Below are 24576 nucleotides of genomic sequence, written 5' to 3' on the forward strand. Positions count from 1 at the left end.
CTCGCTACCTAAGTAGGTTGGCTGTTAGAACTCAATCTGTACGAGTGCCCACACAGATGATTGCTTTATATTGTTAAAGAACGTTTTGATTCGCTTTAGCGTCTCAAGGGATGCGAATAATACACCCTTTATTTTTCGAGTCAACACTTAGTTTTAAACTTTCTTTTTAGAAGATTTAAAACCGAAGTTTTATTTAACTCTCTGAGTTGTTTGTGCCTCGCTATGCGTTGGCGTTTCCCGTCTCAGTGGGGTCGCATTATAGGGAGATCATATTTTTACGCAAGCACTTTTTTAAAGAAAAAGTAAAAAAAGATACTGTTCGGTTAGTATCTGAACTAAACCCCCTAAAACTGATAGTTTTGTAACCAAACAGTGCACTGTATGGTACAAAAATCACCTTGCTGATACACTCAAATACTAATAATCATGATCTAAAAGGTACTAACTATGGCAATTCGTTCTTATAAAGGTGTTACTCCTTCATTTAATTCGTCTGTTTATATTGATGAGTCATCGGTTTTGGTTGGTAACATTACTTTAGGTGATAATAGTAGTGTGTGGCCGTTAGTAGCTGCACGTGGTGATGTTAACTATATACGTATTGGTGAGCGTACAAATATACAAGATGGCAGTGTATTGCATTTATCTCGCGCAACTAAAAGCAATCCTGATGGTTACCCACTTATTATAGGTGACGATGTAACAGTTGGTCATAAGGTAATGCTGCACGGATGTGTATTAGGAAACCGTATACTTGTAGGTATGGGCGCTATTATTATGGATAACGTGGTTGTTGAAGATGATGTTATTATTGGCGGCGGCTCTTTAGTACCACCAAACAAACGTTTAGAGTCTGGTTACTTATATGTTGGAAGTCCAGCTAAGCAAGCCCGCCCTCTTACAAAGCAAGAACTTGCCTTCTTAAAAATATCTGCCGATAACTATGTATCACTTAAAGATGAATACTTAGCTGAAATCGCTAACTTAAGTTAATAAGCTTACTTCAATTTGGCCTGCCGAGTTATAGCTCTCTTCTTCGATAAGCTCCTCGGCACGTTCTTCGTAATCAAAACGATACTTTTCAAAATATTCTGTTGCGTGACTTTCGTCTGTTAATTTAAGTGTATTTACTTCTATTATACATTCCACCAGCATGCCACTAACTTGTGCAAAAAAAACTAACTGATGATCGGGCTCTCTAAACTCTAGCCTATCTATAAACTGTATTGCCTGATTCATTTAAGCATTCCTTGTTTGAGCGCATCAACGACGGGAAGTATTTTTGGCATTTTGTTACGCCATACATAATATGCTTGAGCAGCTTGACCAACTAACATTCCACTGCCATCTAAAAGCTTAGCGTTAATATTATGCTGTGCAACCCAATTCATAAAAATGGTATTTTGCAATGAATAAAACATGTCATAAGCGACTTCACAGTTAGTTATGTGTTTTTCATCAAGAGCTGGAAGCTCATTATTCATACTGCTAGATGTAGAGTTTATAATTAGTGAGTAATCGCTTACTGGTAAATCATCAAAGCCAAAGCCAGATACTGGTCCATATTGAGTAAACAGCTCTGCGAGTTCTTTGCCTTTTTGTGCTGTGCGATTAACTATTATTATTTCCTGAGGGTTATGCTCTAACAAAGGTAAAATAACCCCTCGAGCAGCACCCCCCGCACCTATGATTAAAATGCGTTTATTAGTTATGGCTACTTCATTAGCGAGTAAATCATTTACAAAGCCTACACCATCGGTGTTATCACCGAGTAATGTGCCATCATCTCGTTTTTTAAATGTATTAATAGCCCCTACAATTTTAGCTAATGGCGTAAGCTCATCGGCCATTGCATAAGCTTGCTCTTTAAATGGCATTGTAACGTTAGCACCCACACCACCTTGCTCAAAAAAAGACAATACTGTTTTTTCAAAGTTATCGATAGGTGCTAATATTGCGCGATAGTCGATTTGCTCACCCAGTGATACAGCAAATTGTTTATGTATCGCGGGGGATTTTGAATGTTTAATTGGATTTCCAAAAACCGCATATTTGTCCATTTTAAAGCAACCTCTTTGCAGCTATATACTGCCTATTAACGATGATAAGTAATATGATTAAACGACTTTTTTCTAAATCTAAGCCAGCTCCTGAGCAACAGGCTCCTACTCCTGAAAAAACACCGTATGAAATAATAGGTGGAGAGAAAGGGGCGCGAGCTATCTCCAATCGATTCTACGACATAATGGAGTCAGATGAATACGCTAAACCGTTATATGATATGCATCCTCTGCCATTAGATCGAATTCGCCAAGTATTTTTTGAATTTTTATCTGGTTGGTTAGGCGGGCCAAACCTATTTACTGAAAAACATGGCCAGCCAATGCTACGTAAAAGGCATATGCCTTTTACTGTAGATAAAGCATTGCGCGATCAATGGATGTACTGCATGAATAAAACGCTGGATATAGAAATAGACAATCCGTTGTTACGTAAAGGCTTAAAGCAATCATTCTCTCAACTAGCAACGCATATGATCAATCAGCATTAAATTTGTATTTAGCCACAATGCAAAAAGGCGCTAATTAGCGCCTTTTTGATTACTGTGTAATTGTTATAATTGCTATTCTCTGGCTATCAACTCACTTGGTTGACTAGTTAGCCACTCTTGCGGGCGTAAGTAATACTGATATAGGTTAGCTTCTGGGCTACTTGGCTCTGGTTTATAGTTATATTCCCAGCGTGCAAGTGGTGGCATAGACATCAATATGGACTCTGTGCGCCCGCCACTTTGTAATCCAAATAAAGTGCCTCTATCCCATACTAAATTAAACTCTACGTAACGTCCGCGACGATAAAGCTGAAAATCACGTTGTTGTTCTGTGTATTCGTCATTTTTGCGACGTTCAATAATAGGTAAATAAGCATCTAAAAAGCCATTACCCACCGATTGCATAAACGCAAAACTCTTTTCAAAACCAAGTTCATTTAAATCGTCAAAAAACAAACCGCCTACTCCGCGAGTCTCATCTCTGTGCTTTAAATAAAAGTACTCGTCGCACCATGTTTTGTATTTTGGATAAACTTCACTACCAAATGGCGCACAAATGTCGTGAGCAACTTGATGCCAATGCTGTACGTCTTCTAATACTGGATAAAAAGGAGTGAGATCAAATCCGCCACCAAACCACCATATTGGCTCTTCGCCTTCTTTTTCGGCTATAAAAAAGCGCACATTGGCATGACTTGTTGGTACATGAGGGTTTTTAGGATGAATAACTAACGACACACCACACGCATGAAAGCTGCGCCCTGCAAGCTCTGGCCTGTGTGCTGTTGCAGAGCCTGGCATTGAAGCGCCAAATACGTGTGAGTAATTAACTCCGCCTTGCTCTATTACAGCGCCATTTGTGGTTACACGTGTACGACCACCACCGCCTTCTGCTCGCTGCCAGTTATCCTCTATAAATTTAGCACTGCCATCTGCAGCCTCCAAACCTTTGCAAATAGTGTCTTGCAAAGCCATAAAGTATGCTTTTACTTGATCTAATAATTCGCTTTGCATATTAACCTCTAAATATTTTTCCAGTCATGGCATCTTTTATTGTGCTTGGTTGAGTATTACCACCTAACGCCTCATCAACGTAAAAGCCAACTTGTTCTGCAAATTGCGCTTTAGCTTGCTCAATACTAATTACCGTTTCTTGACCGGTTAAGTTTGCACTAGTTGATACTAGTGGCTTACCAAACTCTTGGCACAAACGTTTTACTGTTGGATGGTTTGTTACTCTTACTGCAATGGTATCAAACTGCCCTGTGAGCCATTTAGGCGTATTTTTAGATGCAGGCATAACCCATGTAATTGCAGCAGGCCAACTCGAAAAAATATCAGCTCGTTTATCCATTGGTATTTTTGCATCATCTACGTATTTTAATAATTGTCCGTAGTTATCAGCAATTAAAATAAGTCCTTTTTCAACCGGGCGCTGCTTAATAGCTAATAGTGCCTCAACGGCTTGTTGATTATCTGGATCACAACCTAAACCATATACAGCTTCTGTTGGGTATAAAATAACTTCGCCTTGCGTTAAGCATGTTATTGCAGTGGGCGTATTTGAAAGGTCTGACAAAGTAGTCTCCAGATATAATTAAACGTTATTCAGTTGGGGTGAGCTTATGCATGCAGCTTTTTTGTGGGCATTGCAATAATGTGCCGTTTGCCATATTTCTCTCTATGACTATGGGCCAGTTACATTCAGGACACGGGTGTTCAACCGGTTTATTATTAAGTGTGTATTTACAACTTGGATAGCAATCACAAGAATAAAATACTTTACCAAATTTATTACTGCGCGCGACTAAATGACCTTTTTTGCATTTAGGGCAACTTGGCAAAGTGTCTTCGCTTTGTTTCTCTTCATTTTCGTTAGCAATGTAATGGCACTCTGGATATCCCGTACACCCAATAAACATACCGTAGCGCCCATTTTTAACCACCAGCGGTTTGCTGCACTGCGGGCATGCTGAATCTTCAAGAACTTTAATTTCGTTACTATCGTGATGTGCCAACGGCCTAATAAAATCGCATTTGGGATAACTTGCGCATCCTAAAAAAGGGCCTGATTTACTATTGCGGATCACTAACTCTGAACCACACTGTGGGCATATCTCGTATTCTTTTTCGAGGGCGTGCTTGTTCGCCGAGAAAAGCGAATGGTCGATTTTACTCATGGTGATCCTAATAGGTTAGTGAATTTTCGCCTAATATACCCAAACCACTTAAAGATACAAGCAATGCCGTGCTTATCCGTTTAAGTAATTTGAGTACAATTAAGATAATTATCTCTAATGAAGAAGTTCGCTGGGTTCATCAAAAATCAAATCTTCCATTTGCTCATATGCCTCTTCAGAGCCAGGAACATTAAACAAAATCATAAGTACAATCCATTTTAAATCTTCTAGGCTTATGGTTGGTTTATCGAGAGAGGTTAAACAGTCCATTACCATCTCACGAGTTACATTGTTAATTACGCCTATTTGCTCAATAAACATTAAAAAGCCACGACACTCAGCACTGAGCCTTTGGCATTCACTATCGGTAAATATACGCACAGCATCTTTAGGGTTAGTAATAAGATAAGGAGACTCGTCACTGTGTTGTAAATCGGCGAGTTGCTCTAACCAATCGAGTGCTTTAAATATCTCAGGCTTATTAAAGCCCGCGCGCAGTAGCTCATCGGTTAATTCATTTTGCTCTGCAAATATATCCGCTTCGCTATGAATGTAATTTTCAAAAAGATATAAAAGAATATCAAACATATTACCTCCCTGCGCTCAACTTAATATAACCATCTAACACTCGCTCAATCTGATCGTCTAATTCTAAATCGAGCAACCTAGCGAGCACTTTGTCTATTGGCCACTGTGCGCGACGTACAATGTCGTCTACGCTGGTGACTTCAAAGCCAATACTATTTAACACCTCGCATTGAGAATTTGCCTGAATAGGCTGCTCTTTGTTACATACATTATTGTCGTAAGTAAAACTCACCTCATCAAGAATGTCAGCCACGTTTTCTACCAGCTTAGCACCTTGCTTTATTAAAAAGTGACTTGCCTGCGCTAACGGGTTTTTAATAGAACCCGGTACTGCAAATACCTCTTTATTTTGTTCAAGCGCATAGCGTACTGTAATTAACGAACCACTTTTAATTTCAGCCTCAACAATAAGCACTCCTAACGATAACCCAGAAATAATACGATTTCGGCGCGGAAAGTTATGCGCATGAGCAGCTGCCCCTGGTAAAAACTCACTCACCAACAGGCCACTTTCTAAAACTTGGTCTGTTAATAGTTTATGGCGTTTAGGGTAGTAAATATCAACCCCAGTACCAAGCACCGCTATGGTTTTACCCGTACCAGCAAGAGAGCCCTTATGTGCTGCTCCATCTATTCCCCGTGCCATACCTGAGGTAACTGTAATACCCGCTAAAGTTAACTCGTATGCAAATTCTGATGCTATTTCAAGCCCGGTAGGTGTGGCATTACGACTCCCTACAATTGCAATTTGTGGAGTAGATAATAACGAGACATCTCCCCTACAAAATAGTAATAAAGGCGCACTGGCAATCTGTCGGAGATCTTCTGGATAAAGCGCATCAAAAATACAGACAACCGTAATGTTGTGCAGCGTAATTAATTGCTCATAATGACTGACTTGTTGCCAATTGGTATTGAGTAAATTACTCGCTTGATTAGCGGTTAATCCAAGCTGTAAAAGCTTGTCATGAGATAAGTCGAATAACGACCCAAGGGAATAGTTTGTAGATAGTGCTAAAAGGGTTTTGATACCCAGCCCTTTACACATATAAAAGGCAAGCCAGTGGGCTAGCTTGCCAGATGACTGATCCATGCTCACTCCTAGAGCACCGACTCGCTACTTCTTAATGAATAACTGCAATATCTCCAATGCGAATTGGGTGCTGGTTTTTAGTTATTAATGCATAACTTATTTTGTCATACACTTTAAAGACAATTAGCTCACCAACTTTTTCTTTAGGCATAGTCCACGTTGTATTATCTTCGTCAGACTCATCACCAAATAATTGGCTTGCATCAGATAAAAGCTTCTCGTATTTACTAGAATCTTCTGGGTAACGAGGGCCACGAGGACCATCAATAACCGTTGGCGATTGACGTTCTAGATCTAATACATGACCCGCTTCTATGTTTTGTTCACTGCCTAAGTTTAGCACTACAACATCCATTGTGCTGAATTCTCTAACTTGTCGTGGGGAAGCAATAATATTACCTGTTACAGGCTCAGAAGGACGGTGTATATTAAAGTACGCAGGAAGCATTTGACCTTCCATTGCTGGTATTAAAAAATCACCTTGTTGAATTTCTCGTTTAACCGATTCAACGCGTAACGACGACGGTACGCCATTGTGTTCATCACCCGTTCTGAATGCACGTGCTATACCCACATAAGAAGCACGTGTTGCTAACACTTCACCGGTTAAATCGGTGTAAGGGTCACCTTTATGGTAAATGGCATATGCTTTATGTACTTGTAAGTCGCCTTTAACATATAAAATATGGCCTAACGTTTGTGTTTTAGTATTTTCGTTAGCACCTAAAATATAAGGTTTGCCTTTAATATCGTCACTGTTCATTGCTTGCTCGTAACTGATATAAGGTTTAATCATTTCAAGCGGCAAAGTAGTAATAGCATTACGCCCTTTTGGTGTAATACGACCCTGAGGAGATAGCTTTCTATATCCTTTATTAATCACTAAACGTGGGTTTCCATCGGCATCGTATATCAGCGCTAATGCATCACCGGGGTAAATTAGGTGCGGGTTGTCAATTTGTGGATTCATTTGCCAAAGTTCAGGCCATAGCCAAGGCTCATCTAAATAGATGCCAGAAATATCCCAAAGTGTATCGCCTTTTTTTACAACATACTGTTTTGGTGCATCTTTTTTTATTTTAAGCACATCAGCTACTGCGGGAAACGCAGCACTTAACGTAAGCATGATTGCAAGTAATGGAGATTTCATTGAGCTTCCTTGTATTGTTTTTTCATTATTATTGCCCAAAACCTGTTAAAGGTGAACGCGAATGGCTAAAATAAGAGCATACAATACCCTAAATTAAGCACAAGTGAAAAAGGTAACTATGGCTAGGTTAGAAGTTTTAAGATTTCCAGATGAACGTTTACGTACTATAGCAAAAGATGTTGCACAAGTTGACGACACAGTACGCCAAATTGTAAAAGACATGCTAGAGACAATGTACGATGAAAATGGCATTGGACTTGCGGCCACGCAAGTAGATATTCATCAACGAATCGTTGTTATTGATGTATCAGAAGAGCGCGATGAGCCACTGGTATTAATTAATCCACAAATCATTAAAAAAGACGGCTCTACCGTTAGCGAAGAAGGCTGTTTATCAGTACCTAACTCGTATGCAAAAGTAGACCGCGCTGAAACAGTAACAGTCGCTGCACTTAACGAAAACGGTGAAGAGTTTGTACTAGATGCAGATGAATTACTGGCTATTTGTATTCAACACGAACTGGATCACCTTCAAGGTAAGCTGTTCATTGATTACTTATCTCCATTAAAGCGCCAACGTATTCGTAAAAAGCTTGAAAAAGAAGCTAAATTTGCAGATTAGTAATAAGTACCTTAGGAAAACTCAGTGACTCAACCATTACGCATTATATTTGCCGGTACGCCGGACTTTGCAGCACGTCATTTACAAGCGCTGATACAAAGCGAACACCAAATAGTGGGTGTATATAGCCAGCCAGATCGCCCTGCAGGTCGTGGTAAAAAATTAAAAGCCAGTGAAGTGAAAGCGCTAGCGCTTGAGCACAACTTACCGGTTTTTCAGCCACAGTCATTAAAAAATGATGAAGCACTAGCAGAGCTAACAAGCTTAAATGCCGACATTATGATTGTTGTAGCGTATGGCTTAATCTTACCTAAAGCTATATTAGAAGCCCCACGTTTGGGTTGTTTAAATGTGCATGGCTCTATATTACCGCGCTGGCGCGGCGCTGCACCTATTCAACGCGCAATTTGGGCAGGTGATGAACAAACCGGCGTAACAATAATGCAAATGGATGAAGGGCTAGATACCGGCGATATGCTTCATATAAGTCGCTGCCCTATTAGCACGACAGAAACTAGCGCTAGTTTATATACAAAGCTTGCTGAGCTAGGTCCAGACGCGTTAATTGAAACCATTAATAAATTAGCGAATGGCGAGATCACCCCTGAACCTCAAAATGATGAACTTGCTAACTACGCTAAAAAGCTTTCTAAAGAGGAAGCTAATATCGATTGGTCAATGAGTGCACTGCAAATTGAGCGAAACATTCGCTCTTTTAATCCATGGCCAGTGTGCTTTACCCAAATGGGTGGGCAAACAGTAAAGATTTATCAAGCGCAGGTTGTGCTGCAATCAGGTGATCCTGGGCAAATTTTATCAAGCGACAAAAATGGCGTAGTAGTGGCGTGTGGCGAACACGCTTTATGTATTACGCAATTACAGCCGCAAGGTAAAAAACCGATGGCAATTAACGACTTTTTAAATGGTCGTAGTGACTGGGTTACCCCTGGCACAATATTAGGCGAAAACAATGAGTAATGTTCCAAACGTACGAGCGCTGGCCGCTGAAACTTTATATAACGTAGTTGATAAAGGCGCATCGCTTAATCAAGAACTTCCATTTGCAAGCCAAGGCTTGCCGCCTAAAGATAAAGCGTTGCTACAGCAAATTTGTTATGGCGTTTTACGCTACTTACCAAGCCTTGAAAATTACTGCCAACACTTAGTAGAGCAGCCATTAAAAGGTAAACGTAGAATATTTCAGTTTTTATTATACGTAGGTATTTATCAGCTGCAGCATATGCGCGTACCACCACATGCTGCTATTTCAGAAACTGTAAACGCACTGGCTCAACTACGCGCTTTAGGATTAAAAGGGCTGATAAACGCCATTTTACGTAGTTTTCAGCGCCAACAAGCAGAGCTTGAAGAAAAAGCGAAGCTTATTCCGGTATGTTTATATAACCATCCAAATTGGTTTATTAAACAGGTGCAAACAGCCTACCCAGATAGTTGGGAAGCACTACTTGAAGAAAACCAGCAACAAGCACCAATGTGGCTTCGTGTAAATCAAGCACAATTTAGCACGCAAGAATACAGCGAAATGCTTAGCGCTAACGATATTGAACACACCTTAAACCCTGATTTTATTGATGGGATTAAGCTTGCCAAACCACGTGATGTATTTTCGTTGCCTGAGTTTGATACAGGTGCATGTTCAGTACAAGATGCTGCAGCACAGTTGGCAGCCCGCTTTTTAGAACCTAAAGCAGATGACTATATTTTAGATGCCTGTGCAGCACCTGGCGGAAAAACGTGTCATATATTAGAGCTTGCTGATGCTGATGTACTTGCACTTGATAGCGACTCAACTCGCCTTGAACGCGTTAAGCAAAACTTAACTCGTATTGGCTTAGGTGCAGACCTTCAATGTGGCGATGCCTCACAACCACATACTTGGTGGGACGAAAAATTATTTGATCGTATTTTGCTTGATGTGCCTTGTTCAGCCACTGGCGTAATTCGCCGTCACCCTGATATAAAATGGTTACGTCGCGCATCAGATATCGAAGACTTATCTAAGTTACAAAACGATATTCTTGATAGCATTTGGCCACTGTTAAAACCAGGTGGCACATTGGTATATGCTACGTGTTCGGTTCTTCCACAAGAAAACCAACAGCAAGTTGCTAAGTTTTTAGCTAATAACGATGATGTAGAACATATACCTCTACACGAAAATGATACCGTAACAACTCCAGGTTTGCAGTTACTGCCCGGTGAAAGTGATGGATTTTATTACGCTAAGCTAGTTAAAAAAGCCTAATAGCCGTACACTAAATAGTTAGCCATTTATGAAACATTAAATGGCTATTTTTTTAATTAAATTATGATCAATACCACGGGTAAATAATGAAAATAATTATACTCGGTGCCGGGCAAGTTGGTGCTACGCTTGCTGAAAACTTAGTTGGCGAACAAAACGAAATTACCGTTGTTGATATAGACGGTAACCGATTACGTGAACTTCAAGATAAATACGACTTACAAGGGGTTATGGGCCACAGCGCGCACCCTGATGTATTACGCCGTGCAGGCGCTGAAGATGCCGATATGATTATAGCGGTAACCAGTTCAGATGAAGTGAACATGGTTGCATGCCAAGTGGCGTACAGTATTTTTAAAACGCCCACTAAAATTGCCCGCATTCGCTCAGAGCAATATTTAAAATACCGCGAAAAACTATTTCAAAACGATGATTTACCAATCGATCATTACATTGCTCCCGAAGCACTGGTCACTAAGTATATTCGCCGTCTAATTGACTACCCTGGTGCTCTGCAAGTATTGCAGTTTGCCGATGGTATGCTCTCGTTAGTGGCCGTAAAAGCTTACTATGGGGGTTTATTAGTAGGTTATGCGTTATCTGCACTTAAAGAACACATCCCTAATGTAGAAACTCGTGTTGCCGCTATTTATCGTCAAGGTAAAGCAATAAAACCATTGGGTACCACCGTTATTGAAGCCGATGACGAAGTATTCTTTATTGCCGCTACAAAACATATACGCGCAGTAATGAACGAGCTACAAAAACTTGAGCGTTCGTACAAAAAAATTATGATAGCTGGTGGCGGTAACATTGGGGCAGGCCTTGCCCGCTCACTTGAAAAAAACCACACCGTTAAACTAATTGAACGCAGTAAAGAACGTGCCGAGCAACTCTCAGAAATGCTCGATAACACGGTCGTTTTTTGTGGTGACGCATCTGATCAAGAACTGCTCTCAGAAGAGCATATTGAACAAGTCGATGTATTTATTGCCGTAACCAACGACGATGAAGCAAACATTATGTCGGCCATGCTTGCAAAACGTATGGGCGCACAAAAAACCATGGTACTTATTCAACGTGGAGCTTACGTTGATTTGGTACAAGGCGGCGAAATAGATATTGCCATATCGCCACAACAAGCAACTATATCAGCGTTATTAACGCACGTACGCCGTGGTGATATTGTTAACGTGTATTCACTGCGTAAAGGCGCAGCGGAAGCCATTGAAGCGGTTGCTCATGGTGATGAAAACACATCTAAAGTGGTTGGTCGTGCGATTGCCGACATAAAACTTCCTGCAGGTACAACCATTGGGGCGATAGTACGTAATGACGATGTGTTGATAGCTCACGATGATACAATTATTATGTCGGGCGATCATGTCATCATGTTTTTAATCGACAAAAAACACATTACCGTTGTAGAAAAACTATTCCAAGTAAGTGCTATATTCCTTTAACTAGTTACTCTAATTAGTTAATTTAATACACAAAAAAGCCGCTGACTAAGGCGGCTTTAATGGAGTATGCTTAAATATTGATTACTGTACTTTTGAAAACTCTTCTTTAGAGATTTCACCATTACCATCAGTATCCAAATCATCAAAAATCTTTACAAGCTGAGGGTTAACCTTTGCTTCTTCCATTGTAATAGCACCGTTACCATCTGCATCAAAAGAGGCAAAATCTACTGCGGCATATGCTGCTGATGAAGATGCTAAAACGATAACTGCAAGTGTTGTATTTAATGTTTTCATAATAATATTCCTAGTAATATGGGAAGTCCTTTTCAAAGATCCCTGACTGTGAAAAATGTTTAATCTGAAAAGATTAATTAGTAATTAGTAATTAGTAATTAGCGAATTCTTCTTTAGAAAGCTCGCCGCTACCGTCGGTATCTAGCTCAATAAATTCAGCCATTAAATCTGTATCGACTGCCGCTTCGCTTGGGCTAATTGTGCCGCTACCATCGATATCAAGGCTGTCAAAATCTGATGCTGCAAATGCAGCGGAAGAAGATGCTAGTACTATAAGTGCTAATGCTTTATTTAAATGTTTCATAACTTAATCCTTCAATGTTCTATCAAAAAAATTGCTTCGTTTAACTTAAAACGTAATTTTTCACTTCCTTGTTATCCTCTTTCGTAAGCTCCCTTGCCTACTTAGGTGTCTTTGGCAACTCAGGATAAATACTTTTCAATTAAGCTTCTGAAAATTCTTCTTTTGATAACTCACCATTTTGGTCAGTATCAAGCTCAGAAAACATGCTCATTAGCTTTGCATCTACTGATGCTTCTGCTTGGCTAATTGTGCCACTGCCGTCTACATCCAGTGTGTCAAAATCTGTTGCAGCAAAAGCGGCTGAAGAAGATGCAATAGCGATAAGTGCTAAAGTTTTATTAATGCTTTTCATAATATGTATCCTTCAAATTTATGTGTGTGCGATTAAGTATTTCACTTTGAATCACGATTTCGTTCAGTACACTTAGACTATTACAACTTAGATGCCAACATTTAAAAGTTAATAATTTTCAATAAGTTAAATTCAAAACGTACAACAAGAAGGCGTTTTTAGAATAATTATTGTTGCCCTTTAGCAACACGTTTTAAAGGGTTTACATTAAAACCATTAAAAACATATAGTTATGTTTATATAAAAAGATACATCTTTAAATGTATGGTTTTAAAAAGAGGGATTTTAAACAATAATTGAGGTAAATTTTAATGAGGTAGCTTTAATAACAAAAAATAATCTGTAAAAAATAATACGTAATCAGTTGTTTTATTTAAATAATAATTTTAATTATGGAAGAGAAAAAAAACATTTTATAAATACTGACGTAAAATGCCTTTTTGTTGCAAATAAGCGAAAACCTATTTATTCAACGGTGGGCTCAAGCGCAGAAGGGTCTATAAAATGCTCTTTCATAAAGGCTTTCATTTCATCCTCGCTTGCTAGTAGCTTAATTCCACAGTGCACGCCTGCGGCATGCTCTTTAACACTGCAGATTTCACCCTCAAAATCTTTATCACGACTGTTGAGTATTACAGTGCATTGCATATCTTTCAGGTTTTCATCCTGCTGAGCGCCTCTAACATCAAACATTATACCAGTGAGCGAAATATCTTTAATAATGCCTTCAAGTACTCTGTCGTCACTTAGTTTTAGTTTTGCGGGTAATAAGGTAGGTATACGCGTTTGCGAGCGTAGCGCAAATAGCTGCACTTGCTTGGGGAAATGAATAAATATTAGCTTTGTCGGGTGAAACGCTATTGACATAATTTGCTGCCGAAATGCAATAACTTGTCCTCCAATTAACGCCCTTACAATAACGGAAACCCCATCATTCAAATAATCACCGGCTTTAACTAATCGTTTGGCGTTTGGATAGTTTAAAATAATAAACTTATCATCTAGCAAGCCAATAAACTCTGTTTTTAAGCGTTTACTATCTGTTGGAGTGAGAATTTCCAAATCTACCATACTGCCGCTAACTAACTTATGCAGTTTATCTAAATTTGTTACTAACATATGTTTCCTCCAAGATATTAGTAAAGATTAGGTTATAAGTTTTATCCACGCCAAAAAGTAGGCGTAAATAGCACTAATAAAGTAAATATTTCTAAACGACCAAACACCATTGCAATGGTAAGCAACCATTTAGCACCATCGGTTATAGCCCCATAATGCGACGCTACATCCCCTAACCCAGGCCCTAAGTTATTTAAACAAGCCGCAGTGGCTGAGAACGCCGTTATGTTATCCATACCCGTGCCCATAAGCGCTAACATAATAATAATAAATACCAACGCATACGCAGAGAAAAACCCCCACACGGCTTCTACTACTTTGTCTGGCAGCGCCTTTCGACCCAGCTTGATTGAATATATAGCTCGTGGGTGCACTAAACGATTGAGCTCACGCACCCCCTGTAAGTAAAGTAAGAACACGCGCACTACTTTCATACCACCACCGGTAGAGCCTGCACAGCCACCAATAAAGCTCGAAAATATAAGTAAAATAGGTAAAAACAAAGGCCATGTTGAAAAGTTATCAGTAGCAAAGCCAGCTGTTGTACTCATTGAAACAGCTTGAAATAATGCCTGATCGAGGGTTTCATCGCCATTTGCAAATATTTCATTAGAGGAAAGTACGGTAAAACAAATAACCACCAGCGCTAATTGAATACACAAAAACACCTTAAACTCAGGGTCTCGAATATAAACTTGTATGTTACGACTAGCTACTGCGGCGTAATGCAGGGAGAAGTTAACAGCGGCAATAATTAAAAAGAACACACAAATAAAGTTAATTACAGGGCTGTCAAAGTGCCCCATGGAAGCATCGTAAGTAGAAAAACCACCTATCGCCACCGTTGAGAATGCATGACATATCGCATCAAACCACTCCATACCTGCTGCCCAATAAGCCAGCATACAAGCAATAGTCAGCGACACATAAATATACCAAAGGTGCTTTGCTGTATCGGCAATTCGCGGGGTCATTTTAGAATCTTTTACAGGCCCAGGTATTTCTGCACGATATAACTGCATACCACCAACACCAAGCATAGGTAGTATAGCGACAGCGAGTACGATTATACCCATACCACCAAACCACTGGAGTTGCTGGCGATAAAACAACACCGATTTGGGTAAATACTCAATACCAGTAAGTACTGTAGCGCCGGTGGTTGTTAAGCCAGAGAATGCTTCAAACACCGCATCGGCGAGCGATAAATTAGGTTCTTGTAAAAATATAAGCGGCAAGGACGCAAACGCCCCAAGTACCAGCCAAAACAAAACAACAATTAAAAAGCCTTCACGCGCTTTTAAGTCACCGTTTTCATGGCGGTTTGGGTAATAAGCCATCATGCCAATAACAACACTAAAGATAAATGCTAAAACAAAAGGAACACCACCACCGTCTTTATATATTAAAGACACCAGTGCCGGAGGCACCATGGTAATACTAAACAGCGCAACAAGTTGGCCAAGAATTTTTATGATGGTACGAAATTGCATTTAGCTTGTCGCTTTTATTATTAGTAAATTCAGGCTGAGTAGTATCAGCCAAATTAAATAGGGTCAGTATGCATTACATGCAATTTGTGTAGGTTATTACTCTTTAATAGTTAACTCAACTGCGCCGTGACTTAAATCAAAAATATCTTTGATTGCTTGCTGAGCTTCGCGGCTATCTATTGTAATCACCCATTCAATATTAGCAGTAAATTGCTTATCAATATTAAGCACTTGATACTTTGTTTTTAATAACTGCTCAATCGCACCTTGCATGCTGTACTCGCTACTCCCTGTAATTTCAACACTGGGAACTTTAAGTACCGTTTGCAATTTTACTAATGCATTATTTAATGAGCCACCATAAGCACGTACTAATCCGCCCGTGCCTAATTTTATTCCGCCAAAGTAACGTGTGACTACAGCTGTGATTTCGCCAAGGCCTGAACCCACCAGCACATTTAACATAGGTTTTCCTGCGGTGCCATTTGGTTCACCATCGTCCGAAAAACCATAAACATGGCTGCCACCGGGGTTGCCTGCCACATGTGCCCAGCAGTTATGACGCGCATCGCTATACTTTTCTTCAATGCTTTTAATAAATGCTTTAGCTGAATTTAAATCGGGGGTATGTGCAATGTGAACTATAAACGTACTTTTTTTAATTTCTTCTTGATGAAAAACGTCAGTAGCGGGATATTTATATTCAGACATATTTTAAACTTGTAAAAAGGGGGCCAAAAGGCCCCTTTAAATAATGTACGTATTTTAACGTGTATAAACTAATTAGTGTTAACTAGAATTAATCGAGCGCTAAATCTCGAGTCATATTTTCTAAGCTATCTTCGTGAACAATAATGTTATCTTCAATACGAATACCGCCAAATGGTTTAAATGACTCAACCTTTTCCCAATTAATAAATTGCTTATTATCGGTTTGCGCTAAATCACCAAGCAGTGAATCAATAAAATATAAGCCTGGCTCAATGGTAAATACTTGGTTTTTTTCAATCAGGCGAGTACAACGCAAGAACGGATGCCCTTCAGGCGATGGCTGATGTGCGCCCTTTTCGTCACTCATAAAACCACCCATATCATGCACTTGTAAACCAAGATGATGCCCTAGTCCATGTGGGAAGAAAGTAGAGGTAATTTTACGCTCAACAATTTCTGTCGCTGGTAGGTTAACAATTTTAAAGTCACTGAGTATTTGTGCGATACGGTTATGGCATTCAACGTGTAAATCACCATAAAGCATACCCGGCTTTAAACCTTTACCTAACTCTATTTGTTGAACTGTCATAGCTTGTACAAGCTCAGCAAACTCACCCTGCTTTTTAAAATCATACGTACGAGTAATATCAGCAGCATAACCATTAAAGTTTGCACCAGCATCAATTAAAAATGAGTTATGAGTGTGTGGCGCTTTTGGATCAAAGTGCGTGTAGTGCAAAATAGCGCAGTTTTCGTTAAGCGCAACAATGTTGCCGTACGGCATTTCATTTTCGCTTTGACGTGTTGCCATTAAGTACGCTTGCTGAATATCGAACTCGCTACCACCATTAAAGAATGTGTCGCGTGCAGCTTTATGCCCATCTACTGCAATGCGGTTAGCGTTGCGTAAACATTCAAGTTCGTACTGCGTTTTATAAGCGCGGTGGTAATGAAAATAGTTAAGTACAGGCTCAGGGTTCATAATACTAAAACCAAGTGCTTGCGCTACTTCAATATATTCGCCCATGTAAGCGTATTTAGCTTTGTCGTATGGTAATAACTTTTCAACTTGATCAGGCTGAAGTAATAGCTCTATATCAAAGTACTCAGCCCAAAAGTCACGAGGCTCGTCTGGCACTTTATGCCAAAAATCTACCGGGCGATAAAATATTAGTTTTGGTTTGTCACTGCCATTTACCACAATCCAGCAATGAGGATTATCAATAACCGGTAACCACGCTTTAAACTGTGGATTAACTTTAAATGGATAATACATATCATCTAAAAACTGGCGCTTAGCTTGGCCTGAATGAATTACTAATCCTTCTAACCCTTCGCTATTACAAATTGTACGAGTACGCTGTTGCAGTGTTGCAATATGTTCGGCGTATAAAACGGCTAATTTATCCATTGTTAATCCATCTGTTAAATTTAACTTGCTCTGAGTCTACCACTTAAACACTAAGCGCTCAAAAAAGGGGGATATTTAACATGTAAACATCCCCCTTATTAATACCTATACCTATCGTGTTAAGTTATTGGTCGATTGGTATCATATATTCAACCGCCCATTTTCATTTCGAGTAGCGGCGCTAATACATTACCTTCTCGGCCCATTCTTGTATGGTAAACCTGTCTGTACGCAAATACATTTTTTACGTAATCACGGGTTTCGCGATACGGAATAAGCTCTACCCATAACTCAGCCGGAATAGCGTCATCAGGTAACCAACGCTTTATACGGTGATAACCCGCATTATAAGAAGCTGTTGCCAGCACCTCATTGCCATGGTTTTTCTTTTTTAAGTACTGTAAGTAACTAGTACCTAACCTAATATTTGTTTTAGGTTGATATAAACGACTACTTGTCACACTACCTTTATTTACATACTCAGCAGTACTAGGTAATAACTGCATTAAACCACGTGCATTAGCATGCGAGCGTGCATCTGGCGCAAAAGAGCTTTCGCGCCTTGCAATAGCAATACTCCAGGCAACATCTATCTTGCTACGTTTACTGTAGCGCTCAAAAACATCTTGAAACGCAAACGGAAAACGTTGCTCTACGTTATCCCACGCTTTAATTTTTGCTAAAGTAAAAATAGTACTGTCGTGCCAACCTAAATCGGTAGATAGTTGTGATGCTGCTAGCTTTTCTTCATCGCTAGACGTATCCGTTAAATAATTCCACTCACGGCGCGCCGACGTAAAGCGCTCAATATCATAAAGTGCTTTTGCACGCTTAAAGCCAGGTGCATTACTTACTTTATCTACAAGCACCTTATCGACTGCTAAAGGTTGATTATTTAAATCAACGGGCAAACCTAAACGTGCTGCTGCTAAAAAGCCGTAATAATCACGATTAGCCGCTACTTTTTTCCAAATATCGTCTGCTTTTTGTTGCTCGCCACGTTGTGCATAGCTATAAGCTAACCAATATTGCTGGCCAAGGCTTAAATCCTCTTTTCCTGTAAAAAACGCAGCAATCCCTTCCCAATCTCGGGTTTTGAGCATATTGCCCAGTTGCCATTGAATAAGCTTGCTGTCTAATCGCTCTTTCGGCACTTTATTTAGCCAAAAGCTCGCTTGCTTATGCCCGCTTGAAGCAAGTGACAACGCAAAGGTGTAATACACGTCAGCTTTATCTTCATCACTATACTTAAATATTTTTTCTAGTTTTTCCCATGCTTTTAAAGCAAGCTCTTTATCGCGCCAAACCAAGCGTTTAACACCATAAATTGCTATTTGGCCTTCTTTAGCCGACTTATTTTTATATCGATATAATCCAGCTGCCGTGCTTGGATCTTTTCGCACTTTTAAATATAAGTCAGCTAAGTAACGATCCTTACTTGGCAATAAAGTTTTTAAGTAAGGTAATAAGCTTTGCGTCCCGCCTTGTGCAGCAAGTGTTACACGCTTCCAAACCGTTTCTTCTTTCATGTAGCCTTTTTTACGCCACGTAGAAAACAAACTATCACAGCCATTAGGTTGCGATTTACCAACGGCCCATAAGTCGGTCACCTGATTTAGAATCGCCTTTTCAGGCGCGCCCAAGTCGAGCTGAAAATCTAAATAAGTACAGGTAAGCCCAGTATTAGAAGTTTCACGGTAGTTGCGTATGTACGCCGCTTTTTCATTGTTCTCTTTTAAATACTCCAACCACGCTTTGCGCACAGGCCACTCAAGCGGTGTATGCTGATATATATTTAAATAGTCTTCTATCTCTGCCTGATGCTTAATACTCGGGTGACGTTGCCAATATGTTTTTTCAACATACGGTTTTAACGGATGATTTAGGTTACTAACCGCTTGTTTAAAGTCTTGGTAACTTCCGTACCTTACTTTTTTTTCGGCATCTAAAAAGGCATCGTTATCGATACTTGCCTCGGCAGAGTGAAGAGGGAAAATGAATGCAGCTGCCGCAACACTTAGTAAATATTTTTTCATAATGTCCTTTAATAAAAATTAAAGTAGTGAATAAAAACTTTTCAACCACCTTAGCACCAAACCAGCTATATTTTAACCAGTCGATTGTAACCGAGTTAAATTTTTCGTTGCATTTTTAATTTAAAGCAAGCACACTGATTGAAATGCAAACTCATCGTACCAGTCTTAGTTCGTCAACTAGGGAGAATAATAATGTTATATAAAAGCGATTCCTTTGAAGTTAGCTTCCTAAAGGAAAACATCGCCGAGTTTAAGTTTTGTGTTGCAGGTTCTGTAAACACATTATCTCAAAAAACTCTTTCAGATTGCGCAGCAGCATTAAAAGAATTAGCTGCCAATACTGATATCAAAGGCATGATTTTTACCAGTGATAAAGACCACTTTATTATTGGTGCCGATATCTTCGAATTTTTACCTACATTTACTAAACCTGAAGAAGAATTAGTAGTGTGGATCAAAAACGCAACCGACGTTTTTGATGCAATCGAAGATTTACCATTCCCAACTCTAAGCGCTATAAACGGTATGGCACTTGGCGGTGGTTGTGAGTGGGCACTTGCTACCGATTATCGCGTGGCAAGCGAAACAGCTAAAATGGGCTTACCAGAAGTTAAACTTGGCATAATGCCTGGTTTTGGTGGCACAGTGCGCTTACCACGTATCATTGGCGCCGATAACGCGATGATGTGGATTACCTCAGGCGCAGAAAACCGCGCAGCAGATGCCCTTAAAGTAGGTGCGTTTGACGCGGTAGTTAGTGCTGACAAACTTTTAGAGTCAAGTGTATCAACACTTGAGCTGGCGATTGCTGGCAAGCTAGATTGGCAAGCAAAACGTAACGTAAAACTACAGCCACTTAAATTAAACCGTGTTGAGCAAGGCATGAGCTTTGCTATGGCAGAAGGTATGGTAATGGGTAAAACCAAAGGCCACTATCCTGCACCGGTTATGGCTGTACGTACTATTAAAGCAGCGGCAAACTGTACTCGCGATGAAGCAATGGCAATCGAAAATGCTAACTTTGCTAAATTAGCACGTACACCAGAAGCAGCTGCACAGACAGGTATATTCCTAGCTGACCAATACATTAAAGGTAAAGCACGTAAATTTGCTAAACAAAGCGATGTAGAAATTAAACAAGCCGCTGTATTAGGGGCTGGTATTATGGGTGGCGGTATTGCATACCAGTCTGCTTATAAAGGCACACCTATTATAATGAAAGACATCCAACAAGATGCGCTTGATTTAGGTATGGGTGAAGCGTCTAAGTTATTAGGTGCAAAAGTTAAGCGTGGCCACATGCCAATGGAAAAAATGTTGGCAACACTTAGCAAAATTAAGCCAACACTTAACGCGTCAGACCTACAAAGTGCCAACATTATTGTTGAAGCCGTTGTAGAAAACCCTAAAGTTAAGCAAGCAGTACTCGCTGATCTTGAAAAGACCATGCCAGAAGGCACGGTACTTACTTCAAACACATCAACTATTTGTATTGATTTACTAGCACAAGCGCTAGATAAGCCAGAAAACTTCTGTGGTATGCACTTTTTCAACCCTGTGCCAAAAATGCCATTAGTAGAAATTATCCGTGGCGCAAAAACCTCAGATAAAACAATTAATGCAGTAGTTGATTACGCACTTAAATTAGGTAAATCGCCAATTGTTGTTAACGATTGCCCAGGCTTTTTTGTAAACCGTGTTTTATTCCCTTACTTTGCAGGTTTTAGCAAATTAGTGGTTGAAGGCGCTAACTTTGCAAAAGTAGATAAAGTAATGGAAAACGTATTTGGCTGGCCTATGGGTCCGGCTTACTTACTTGATGTTGTAGGTATTGATACAGCATTCCATTGTACTGGCGTAATGGCTGACGGTTTCCCTGAGCGTATGGCGCGTGCTGATAAAGACCCAGTGACTATTTTTGCCAACGAAAAACGTTTTGGTCAAAAGAACAAAGCCGGTTTTTACAAATACGAAACAGATCGTCGCGGTCGTCTTAAAAAGTCTCATGACGAGACAGCAGTTGAGCTACTAAGCCCAATTACAGACGCACCAAAAGAATTTGATAAACAAGAAATCATCGACCGTTGTATGATTCCAATGATCAACGAAGTGCTACTGTGTTTGCAAGAAGGCATAGTTGCCTCGCCGCAAGAAGCAGATATGGCATTAGTTTACGGTGTTGGTTTCCCTCCATTTAGAGGCGGCGCGTTCCGTTACTTAGATCAAACTGGTTTAGCTAACTTTGTTGCAGCAGCAGACAAATACGCTCACCTAGGTGCGATTTACCAAGTATCTGAGCAAACTCGCAAGTGGGCCGAAGAAGGTCGTGTTTTCTATAAGGTGGAAGGTTAATATCATGAATAATCCAGTAATTGTAGATTGTATCCGCACACCAATGGGTCGCTCTAAAAGTGGTGTATTCAAACATAAACGTGCTGAAGACTTAAGCGCACATTTAATGAAAGGCTTACTAGATCGCAACCCAGCAGTTGATCCAGCATCAATTGACGATATTTATTGGGGTTGTGTACAGCAAACATTAGAGCAAGGCTTTAACGTAGCACGTAACGCAGCACTACTTGCCGGTATCCCACACAGCGTACCTGCTGTAACGGTTAACCGTTTATGTGGATCGTCAATGCAAGCATTGCATGACGCTGCACGCGCAATAATGACAGGCGCTGGCGACACTTACCTAATTGGTGGTGTTGAGCACATGGGACACGTACCTATGACTCACGGCAACGACTTTCACCCAGGCCTTGCAACAACGATTGCACAAGCATCGGGCTCAATGGGCTTAACAGCAGAATACCTTGCAACGCTTCATGGCATTAGCCGTGAGCAACAAGATGAATTTGCTTATCGCTCACATCAACGTGCACAAGCTGCAACTGTTGAAGGCCGTTTCCGCCGCGAAATTTTAGCAATGGAAGGTCATGCAGCAGATGGTTCGCTTATATTAGTTGAAGACGACGAAGTAATTCGTCCAGAAACAACAGTAGAAGGCCTATCAAAGCTTCGCCCTGTGTTTAATCCTGCATCAGGTACTGTAACAGCCGGTACGTCTTCTGCACTTTCTGACGGCGCATCTGCAATGTTAGTAATGAGCGAAGAAAAAGCAAAAGAACTTGGTTTACCAATTCGTGCTCGTATTAAAGCAATGGCAGTCGCAGGTTGCGATCCATCAATTATGGGTTACGGCCCAGTACCAGCAAGTAAAAAAGCACTTGCACAAGCCGGTATTACAATTGATGACTTAGGCGTAGTAGAGCTTAACGAAGCCTTTGCAGCACAATCATTACCTGTAATGAAAGATTTAGGGTTAATGGATGTTGTTGACGAAAAAGTGAATTTAAATGGCGGCGCAATCGCACTTGGTCACCCACTGGGTTGTTCAGGTTCGCGTATTAGCACATCGCTTATTCACTTGATGGAAGACAAAAATGTACGATACGGTTTAGCAACTATGTGTATTGGTTTAGGCCAAGGCATTGCCACTGTATTTGAACGTGTTCAAGACTAATTAGTTTAAACATGTAAAACCATCTTGGTGATTAAAAAGGCGGACTGATTTTATTCAGTTCGCCTTTTTTGTTAGCTTCAATTAAGTAAAAACAACCTTTATAAAGCAAGTATGTAACTGCGTAGTTATGTGATCGGGCGTATTATAAATAAAGTATTTTGAAACAGCTAAAAGCATTAAGTAAAATAGTTAAATTACACATAAAATTGCGTTAAACTTCCAAACTTATTAATTGCTATACCTAAGCACTCGCGTACACAGCAATCACTTTAATTAAACAGGCCAATTTATTATGAGCTTTGATAACCCCGATCACCAATTAGACGCCATAGGCCTGCGCTGTCCAGAGCCAGTAATGATGGTACGCGCCGCTATTCGTAAAATGAGTGATGGTGAAACGTTATTAATAACTGCTGATGACCCATCAACCACTCGCGACATCCCGAGCTTTTGTACGTTTATGGATCACACGCTGGTGGCTAAAGATGCAGAAGAAGCACCGTATAGGTATGTGGTAAAGAAAGGTTTATAAACTGATGTAGGTTGGGTTGAGTTTTACGAAACCCAACGTATCTTATAATAATCGAAATAATTTCACTCATCGTATATATCGTTTAACTTATTATCACTCCCCCAGTTACTCGGTAATTTTGAATCTTTGACATATCGATGAAAACTCGAAAAAGGCCAATTACTGACTTTAGAAACATATTTATGTTTCACAGGGTTGTAGTGGATATAATTAATATGGTTATTTAAGTCTTCTTCATCTCTAATTTTATGTTCCCAATAACGACGCTGCCAAATCCCGCGCTCTCCCTTCGCTATTCGACTTTTATTACAAAATTCTGTTGCTGGCAGCTCTCGAGAAAAGCCTGATTTTATTAGCCGCCAACGCATTGCGTAATTATTATCATCTTTTGGTAATTGCCAAATAACATGAAGGTGATCGGGCATGATAACGATTGCAATCGTCTTTATTGGATGCTTTTTTGCCACCTTTGAATATACACGACGTAATAACTCTATATTTTCCACGAGCAAAGGCTGAGATCTATCTTCCAAATTTACCGTAAAAAATAACATGCGCCCGCCTCTAGCATACGTTTATAACGCATATTTTTACCTATAAAATAAACAGATAAATAGGAGTATAGATTAGTTTTGTTAATTATAATCAAGGCAAGTTTAAGTCAAACTTATCCACGACATTGTTGCATACTTATAAAACTTGTTTCTTGCATAGGTTGGGTTGAGTTTTACGAAACCCAACCTATTTAATAACCACCAAAATAGCTTTATTCGTCACACATGTTGGGTTTCGCTTCACTCTACCCAACCTTGTATCTCTTCTTGATGAGTGTTTAGCTAGCACTTGTCACATCGGGAAGACAGTGAGCTCGTACCCAACCAG

The 24576-nt window shown here is 40.0% G+C and carries 26 protein-coding genes; 9 read left to right on the top strand and 17 right to left on the bottom strand.

The genetic code is table 11. The annotated features are described in order from the left end of the window. Nucleotides 1–447: 447 nt before the first annotated feature. The gene (locus GQR54_RS18570; protein WP_101216917.1) at nt 448–993 is read left to right on the top strand and encodes a gamma carbonic anhydrase family protein; all 546 of its coding nucleotides are present in this window, start codon (nt 448–450) and stop codon (nt 991–993) included. Here the strand turns inward: GQR54_RS18570 and GQR54_RS18575 are convergent. Both GQR54_RS18575 and aroE read right to left on the bottom strand, forming a co-directional pair. Then, nucleotides 985–1239, bottom strand: a complete 255-nt coding sequence (locus GQR54_RS18575) for a DUF1488 family protein (protein WP_007584142.1) — start codon at nt 1237–1239, stop codon at nt 985–987. The two genes, GQR54_RS18570 and GQR54_RS18575, sit on opposite strands and share 9 nt — an antisense overlap. Beyond that, the gene (gene aroE / locus GQR54_RS18580; RefSeq protein WP_166379514.1) at nt 1236–2060 is read right to left on the bottom strand and encodes a shikimate dehydrogenase; all 825 of its coding nucleotides are present in this window, start codon (nt 2058–2060) and stop codon (nt 1236–1238) included. Before aroE ends, GQR54_RS18575 begins: the two co-directional genes overlap by 4 nt. A gap of 53 nt (nt 2061–2113) precedes the next feature. Here aroE and GQR54_RS18585 point away from each other — a divergent pair, with 53 nt between their 5' ends. Next, the gene (locus GQR54_RS18585; RefSeq protein WP_166379515.1) at nt 2114–2551 is read left to right on the top strand and encodes a group II truncated hemoglobin; all 438 of its coding nucleotides are present in this window, start codon (nt 2114–2116) and stop codon (nt 2549–2551) included. Between the two features lie 72 nt (nt 2552–2623). Here the strand turns inward: GQR54_RS18585 and hemF are convergent, their stop codons facing one another. The 6 genes from hemF to GQR54_RS18615 form a co-directional block, all read right to left on the bottom strand. Beyond that, on the bottom strand, nt 2624–3565 hold the full coding sequence (hemF, locus tag GQR54_RS18590; protein WP_166379516.1) for an oxygen-dependent coproporphyrinogen oxidase: 942 nt from the start codon (nt 3563–3565) through the stop codon (nt 2624–2626). Nucleotide 3566: 1 nt separating this feature from the next. Continuing rightward, a complete protein-coding gene (locus GQR54_RS18595; RefSeq protein ID WP_010555163.1) occupies nt 3567–4130 on the bottom strand; it encodes an L-threonylcarbamoyladenylate synthase in 564 nt (187 codons plus the stop codon). A gap of 25 nt (nt 4131–4155) precedes the next feature. Beyond that, nucleotides 4156–4731 (bottom strand): topoisomerase DNA-binding C4 zinc finger domain-containing protein, encoded by a 576-nt coding sequence (locus GQR54_RS18600; RefSeq protein ID WP_010555162.1) that lies wholly within the window; start codon nt 4729–4731, stop codon nt 4156–4158. A 114-nt stretch (nt 4732–4845) separates the two neighbouring features. Beyond that, complete coding sequence (locus GQR54_RS18605; protein WP_166379517.1) at nt 4846–5319, bottom strand: DUF494 family protein; 474 nt, start codon at nt 5317–5319, stop codon at nt 4846–4848. A 1-nt stretch (nt 5320) separates the two neighbouring features. Next, on the bottom strand, nt 5321–6412 hold the full coding sequence (gene dprA / locus GQR54_RS18610; RefSeq protein ID WP_024607304.1) for a DNA-processing protein DprA: 1092 nt from the start codon (nt 6410–6412) through the stop codon (nt 5321–5323). Nucleotides 6413–6443: 31 nt separating this feature from the next. Next, nucleotides 6444–7562 (bottom strand): LysM peptidoglycan-binding domain-containing protein, encoded by a 1119-nt coding sequence (locus tag GQR54_RS18615; protein ID WP_166379518.1) that lies wholly within the window; start codon nt 7560–7562, stop codon nt 6444–6446. 118 nt (nt 7563–7680) lie between these two features. On the opposite strand from GQR54_RS18615, the gene def reads away from it, so the two are divergent. From def to trkA, 4 genes are all read left to right on the top strand, one after another. Next, complete coding sequence (def, locus tag GQR54_RS18620) at nt 7681–8184, top strand: peptide deformylase (RefSeq protein WP_007584168.1); 504 nt, start codon at nt 7681–7683, stop codon at nt 8182–8184. A 24-nt stretch (nt 8185–8208) separates the two neighbouring features. Beyond that, nucleotides 8209–9162 carry a methionyl-tRNA formyltransferase gene (fmt, locus tag GQR54_RS18625; RefSeq protein WP_010555158.1) on the top strand — a complete coding sequence of 318 codons (954 nt, stop codon included), beginning with the start codon at nt 8209–8211 and terminating at the stop codon, nt 9160–9162. Then, entirely contained in the window at nt 9155–10450 is a 1296-nt protein-coding gene (rsmB, locus tag GQR54_RS18630) for a 16S rRNA (cytosine(967)-C(5))-methyltransferase RsmB (protein WP_007584175.1), read from the top strand. The genes fmt and rsmB overlap by 8 nt, the downstream gene beginning before the upstream one ends. 86 nt (nt 10451–10536) lie before the next feature. Beyond that, nucleotides 10537–11913 carry a Trk system potassium transporter TrkA gene (gene trkA, locus GQR54_RS18635; protein WP_004335170.1) on the top strand — a complete coding sequence of 459 codons (1377 nt, stop codon included), beginning with the start codon at nt 10537–10539 and terminating at the stop codon, nt 11911–11913. 81 nt (nt 11914–11994) lie between these two features. On the opposite strand, the gene GQR54_RS18640 is transcribed toward trkA, so the two are convergent. The 8 genes from GQR54_RS18640 to GQR54_RS18675 all read right to left on the bottom strand — a co-directional run bounded on the left by GQR54_RS18640 (nt 11995) and on the right by GQR54_RS18675 (nt 19636). Further along, nucleotides 11995–12210 carry an EF-hand domain-containing protein gene (locus tag GQR54_RS18640; protein ID WP_007584177.1) on the bottom strand — a complete coding sequence of 72 codons (216 nt, stop codon included), beginning with the start codon at nt 12208–12210 and terminating at the stop codon, nt 11995–11997. A 91-nt stretch (nt 12211–12301) separates the two neighbouring features. Then, entirely contained in the window at nt 12302–12514 is a 213-nt protein-coding gene (locus GQR54_RS18645; protein WP_004335174.1) for a calmodulin, read from the bottom strand. A 139-nt stretch (nt 12515–12653) separates the two neighbouring features. After that, complete coding sequence (locus GQR54_RS18650) at nt 12654–12866, bottom strand: EF-hand domain-containing protein (RefSeq protein ID WP_004335175.1); 213 nt, start codon at nt 12864–12866, stop codon at nt 12654–12656. A gap of 465 nt (nt 12867–13331) precedes the next feature. Continuing rightward, nucleotides 13332–13985: a flagellar brake protein gene (locus GQR54_RS18655; RefSeq protein ID WP_166379519.1), complete on the bottom strand. Its 654-nt coding sequence runs from the start codon at nt 13983–13985 to the stop codon at nt 13332–13334. Nucleotides 13986–14026: 41 nt separating this feature from the next. Continuing rightward, complete coding sequence (locus GQR54_RS18660) at nt 14027–15478, bottom strand: TrkH family potassium uptake protein (protein ID WP_007584186.1); 1452 nt, start codon at nt 15476–15478, stop codon at nt 14027–14029. Between the two features lie 96 nt (nt 15479–15574). Next, nucleotides 15575–16189, bottom strand: coding sequence for a YigZ family protein (locus tag GQR54_RS18665; RefSeq protein WP_008171987.1), 615 nt, complete (start codon nt 16187–16189; stop codon nt 15575–15577). An 88-nt stretch (nt 16190–16277) separates the two neighbouring features. Beyond that, nucleotides 16278–17600 carry a Xaa-Pro dipeptidase gene (gene pepQ / locus GQR54_RS18670; protein ID WP_166379520.1) on the bottom strand — a complete coding sequence of 441 codons (1323 nt, stop codon included), beginning with the start codon at nt 17598–17600 and terminating at the stop codon, nt 16278–16280. A gap of 149 nt (nt 17601–17749) precedes the next feature. Continuing rightward, nucleotides 17750–19636 (bottom strand): transglycosylase SLT domain-containing protein, encoded by a 1887-nt coding sequence (locus GQR54_RS18675; RefSeq protein ID WP_166379521.1) that lies wholly within the window; start codon nt 19634–19636, stop codon nt 17750–17752. A 192-nt stretch (nt 19637–19828) separates the two neighbouring features. Here GQR54_RS18675 and fadB point away from each other — a divergent pair, with 192 nt between their 5' ends. From fadB to tusA, 3 genes are all read left to right on the top strand, one after another. After that, nucleotides 19829–21988 (top strand): fatty acid oxidation complex subunit alpha FadB, encoded by a 2160-nt coding sequence (gene fadB, locus GQR54_RS18680; RefSeq protein ID WP_007584190.1) that lies wholly within the window; start codon nt 19829–19831, stop codon nt 21986–21988. Nucleotides 21989–21992: 4 nt separating this feature from the next. Then, nucleotides 21993–23162 (top strand): acetyl-CoA C-acyltransferase FadA, encoded by a 1170-nt coding sequence (gene fadA, locus GQR54_RS18685; RefSeq protein WP_007584192.1) that lies wholly within the window; start codon nt 21993–21995, stop codon nt 23160–23162. A 292-nt stretch (nt 23163–23454) separates the two neighbouring features. Beyond that, nucleotides 23455–23694 carry a sulfurtransferase TusA gene (gene tusA, locus GQR54_RS18690; RefSeq protein ID WP_007377644.1) on the top strand — a complete coding sequence of 80 codons (240 nt, stop codon included), beginning with the start codon at nt 23455–23457 and terminating at the stop codon, nt 23692–23694. 62 nt (nt 23695–23756) lie between these two features. Here the strand turns inward: tusA and GQR54_RS18695 are convergent, their stop codons facing one another. Then, nucleotides 23757–24200, bottom strand: a complete 444-nt coding sequence (locus GQR54_RS18695; RefSeq protein ID WP_346766099.1) for a transposase — start codon at nt 24198–24200, stop codon at nt 23757–23759. Nucleotides 24201–24576: the final 376 nt, after the last annotated feature.

The organism is Pseudoalteromonas sp. Z9A4 (assembly GCF_011378845.1).
Taxonomy (GTDB): Bacteria; Pseudomonadota; Gammaproteobacteria; order Enterobacterales; family Alteromonadaceae; genus Pseudoalteromonas; species Pseudoalteromonas arctica.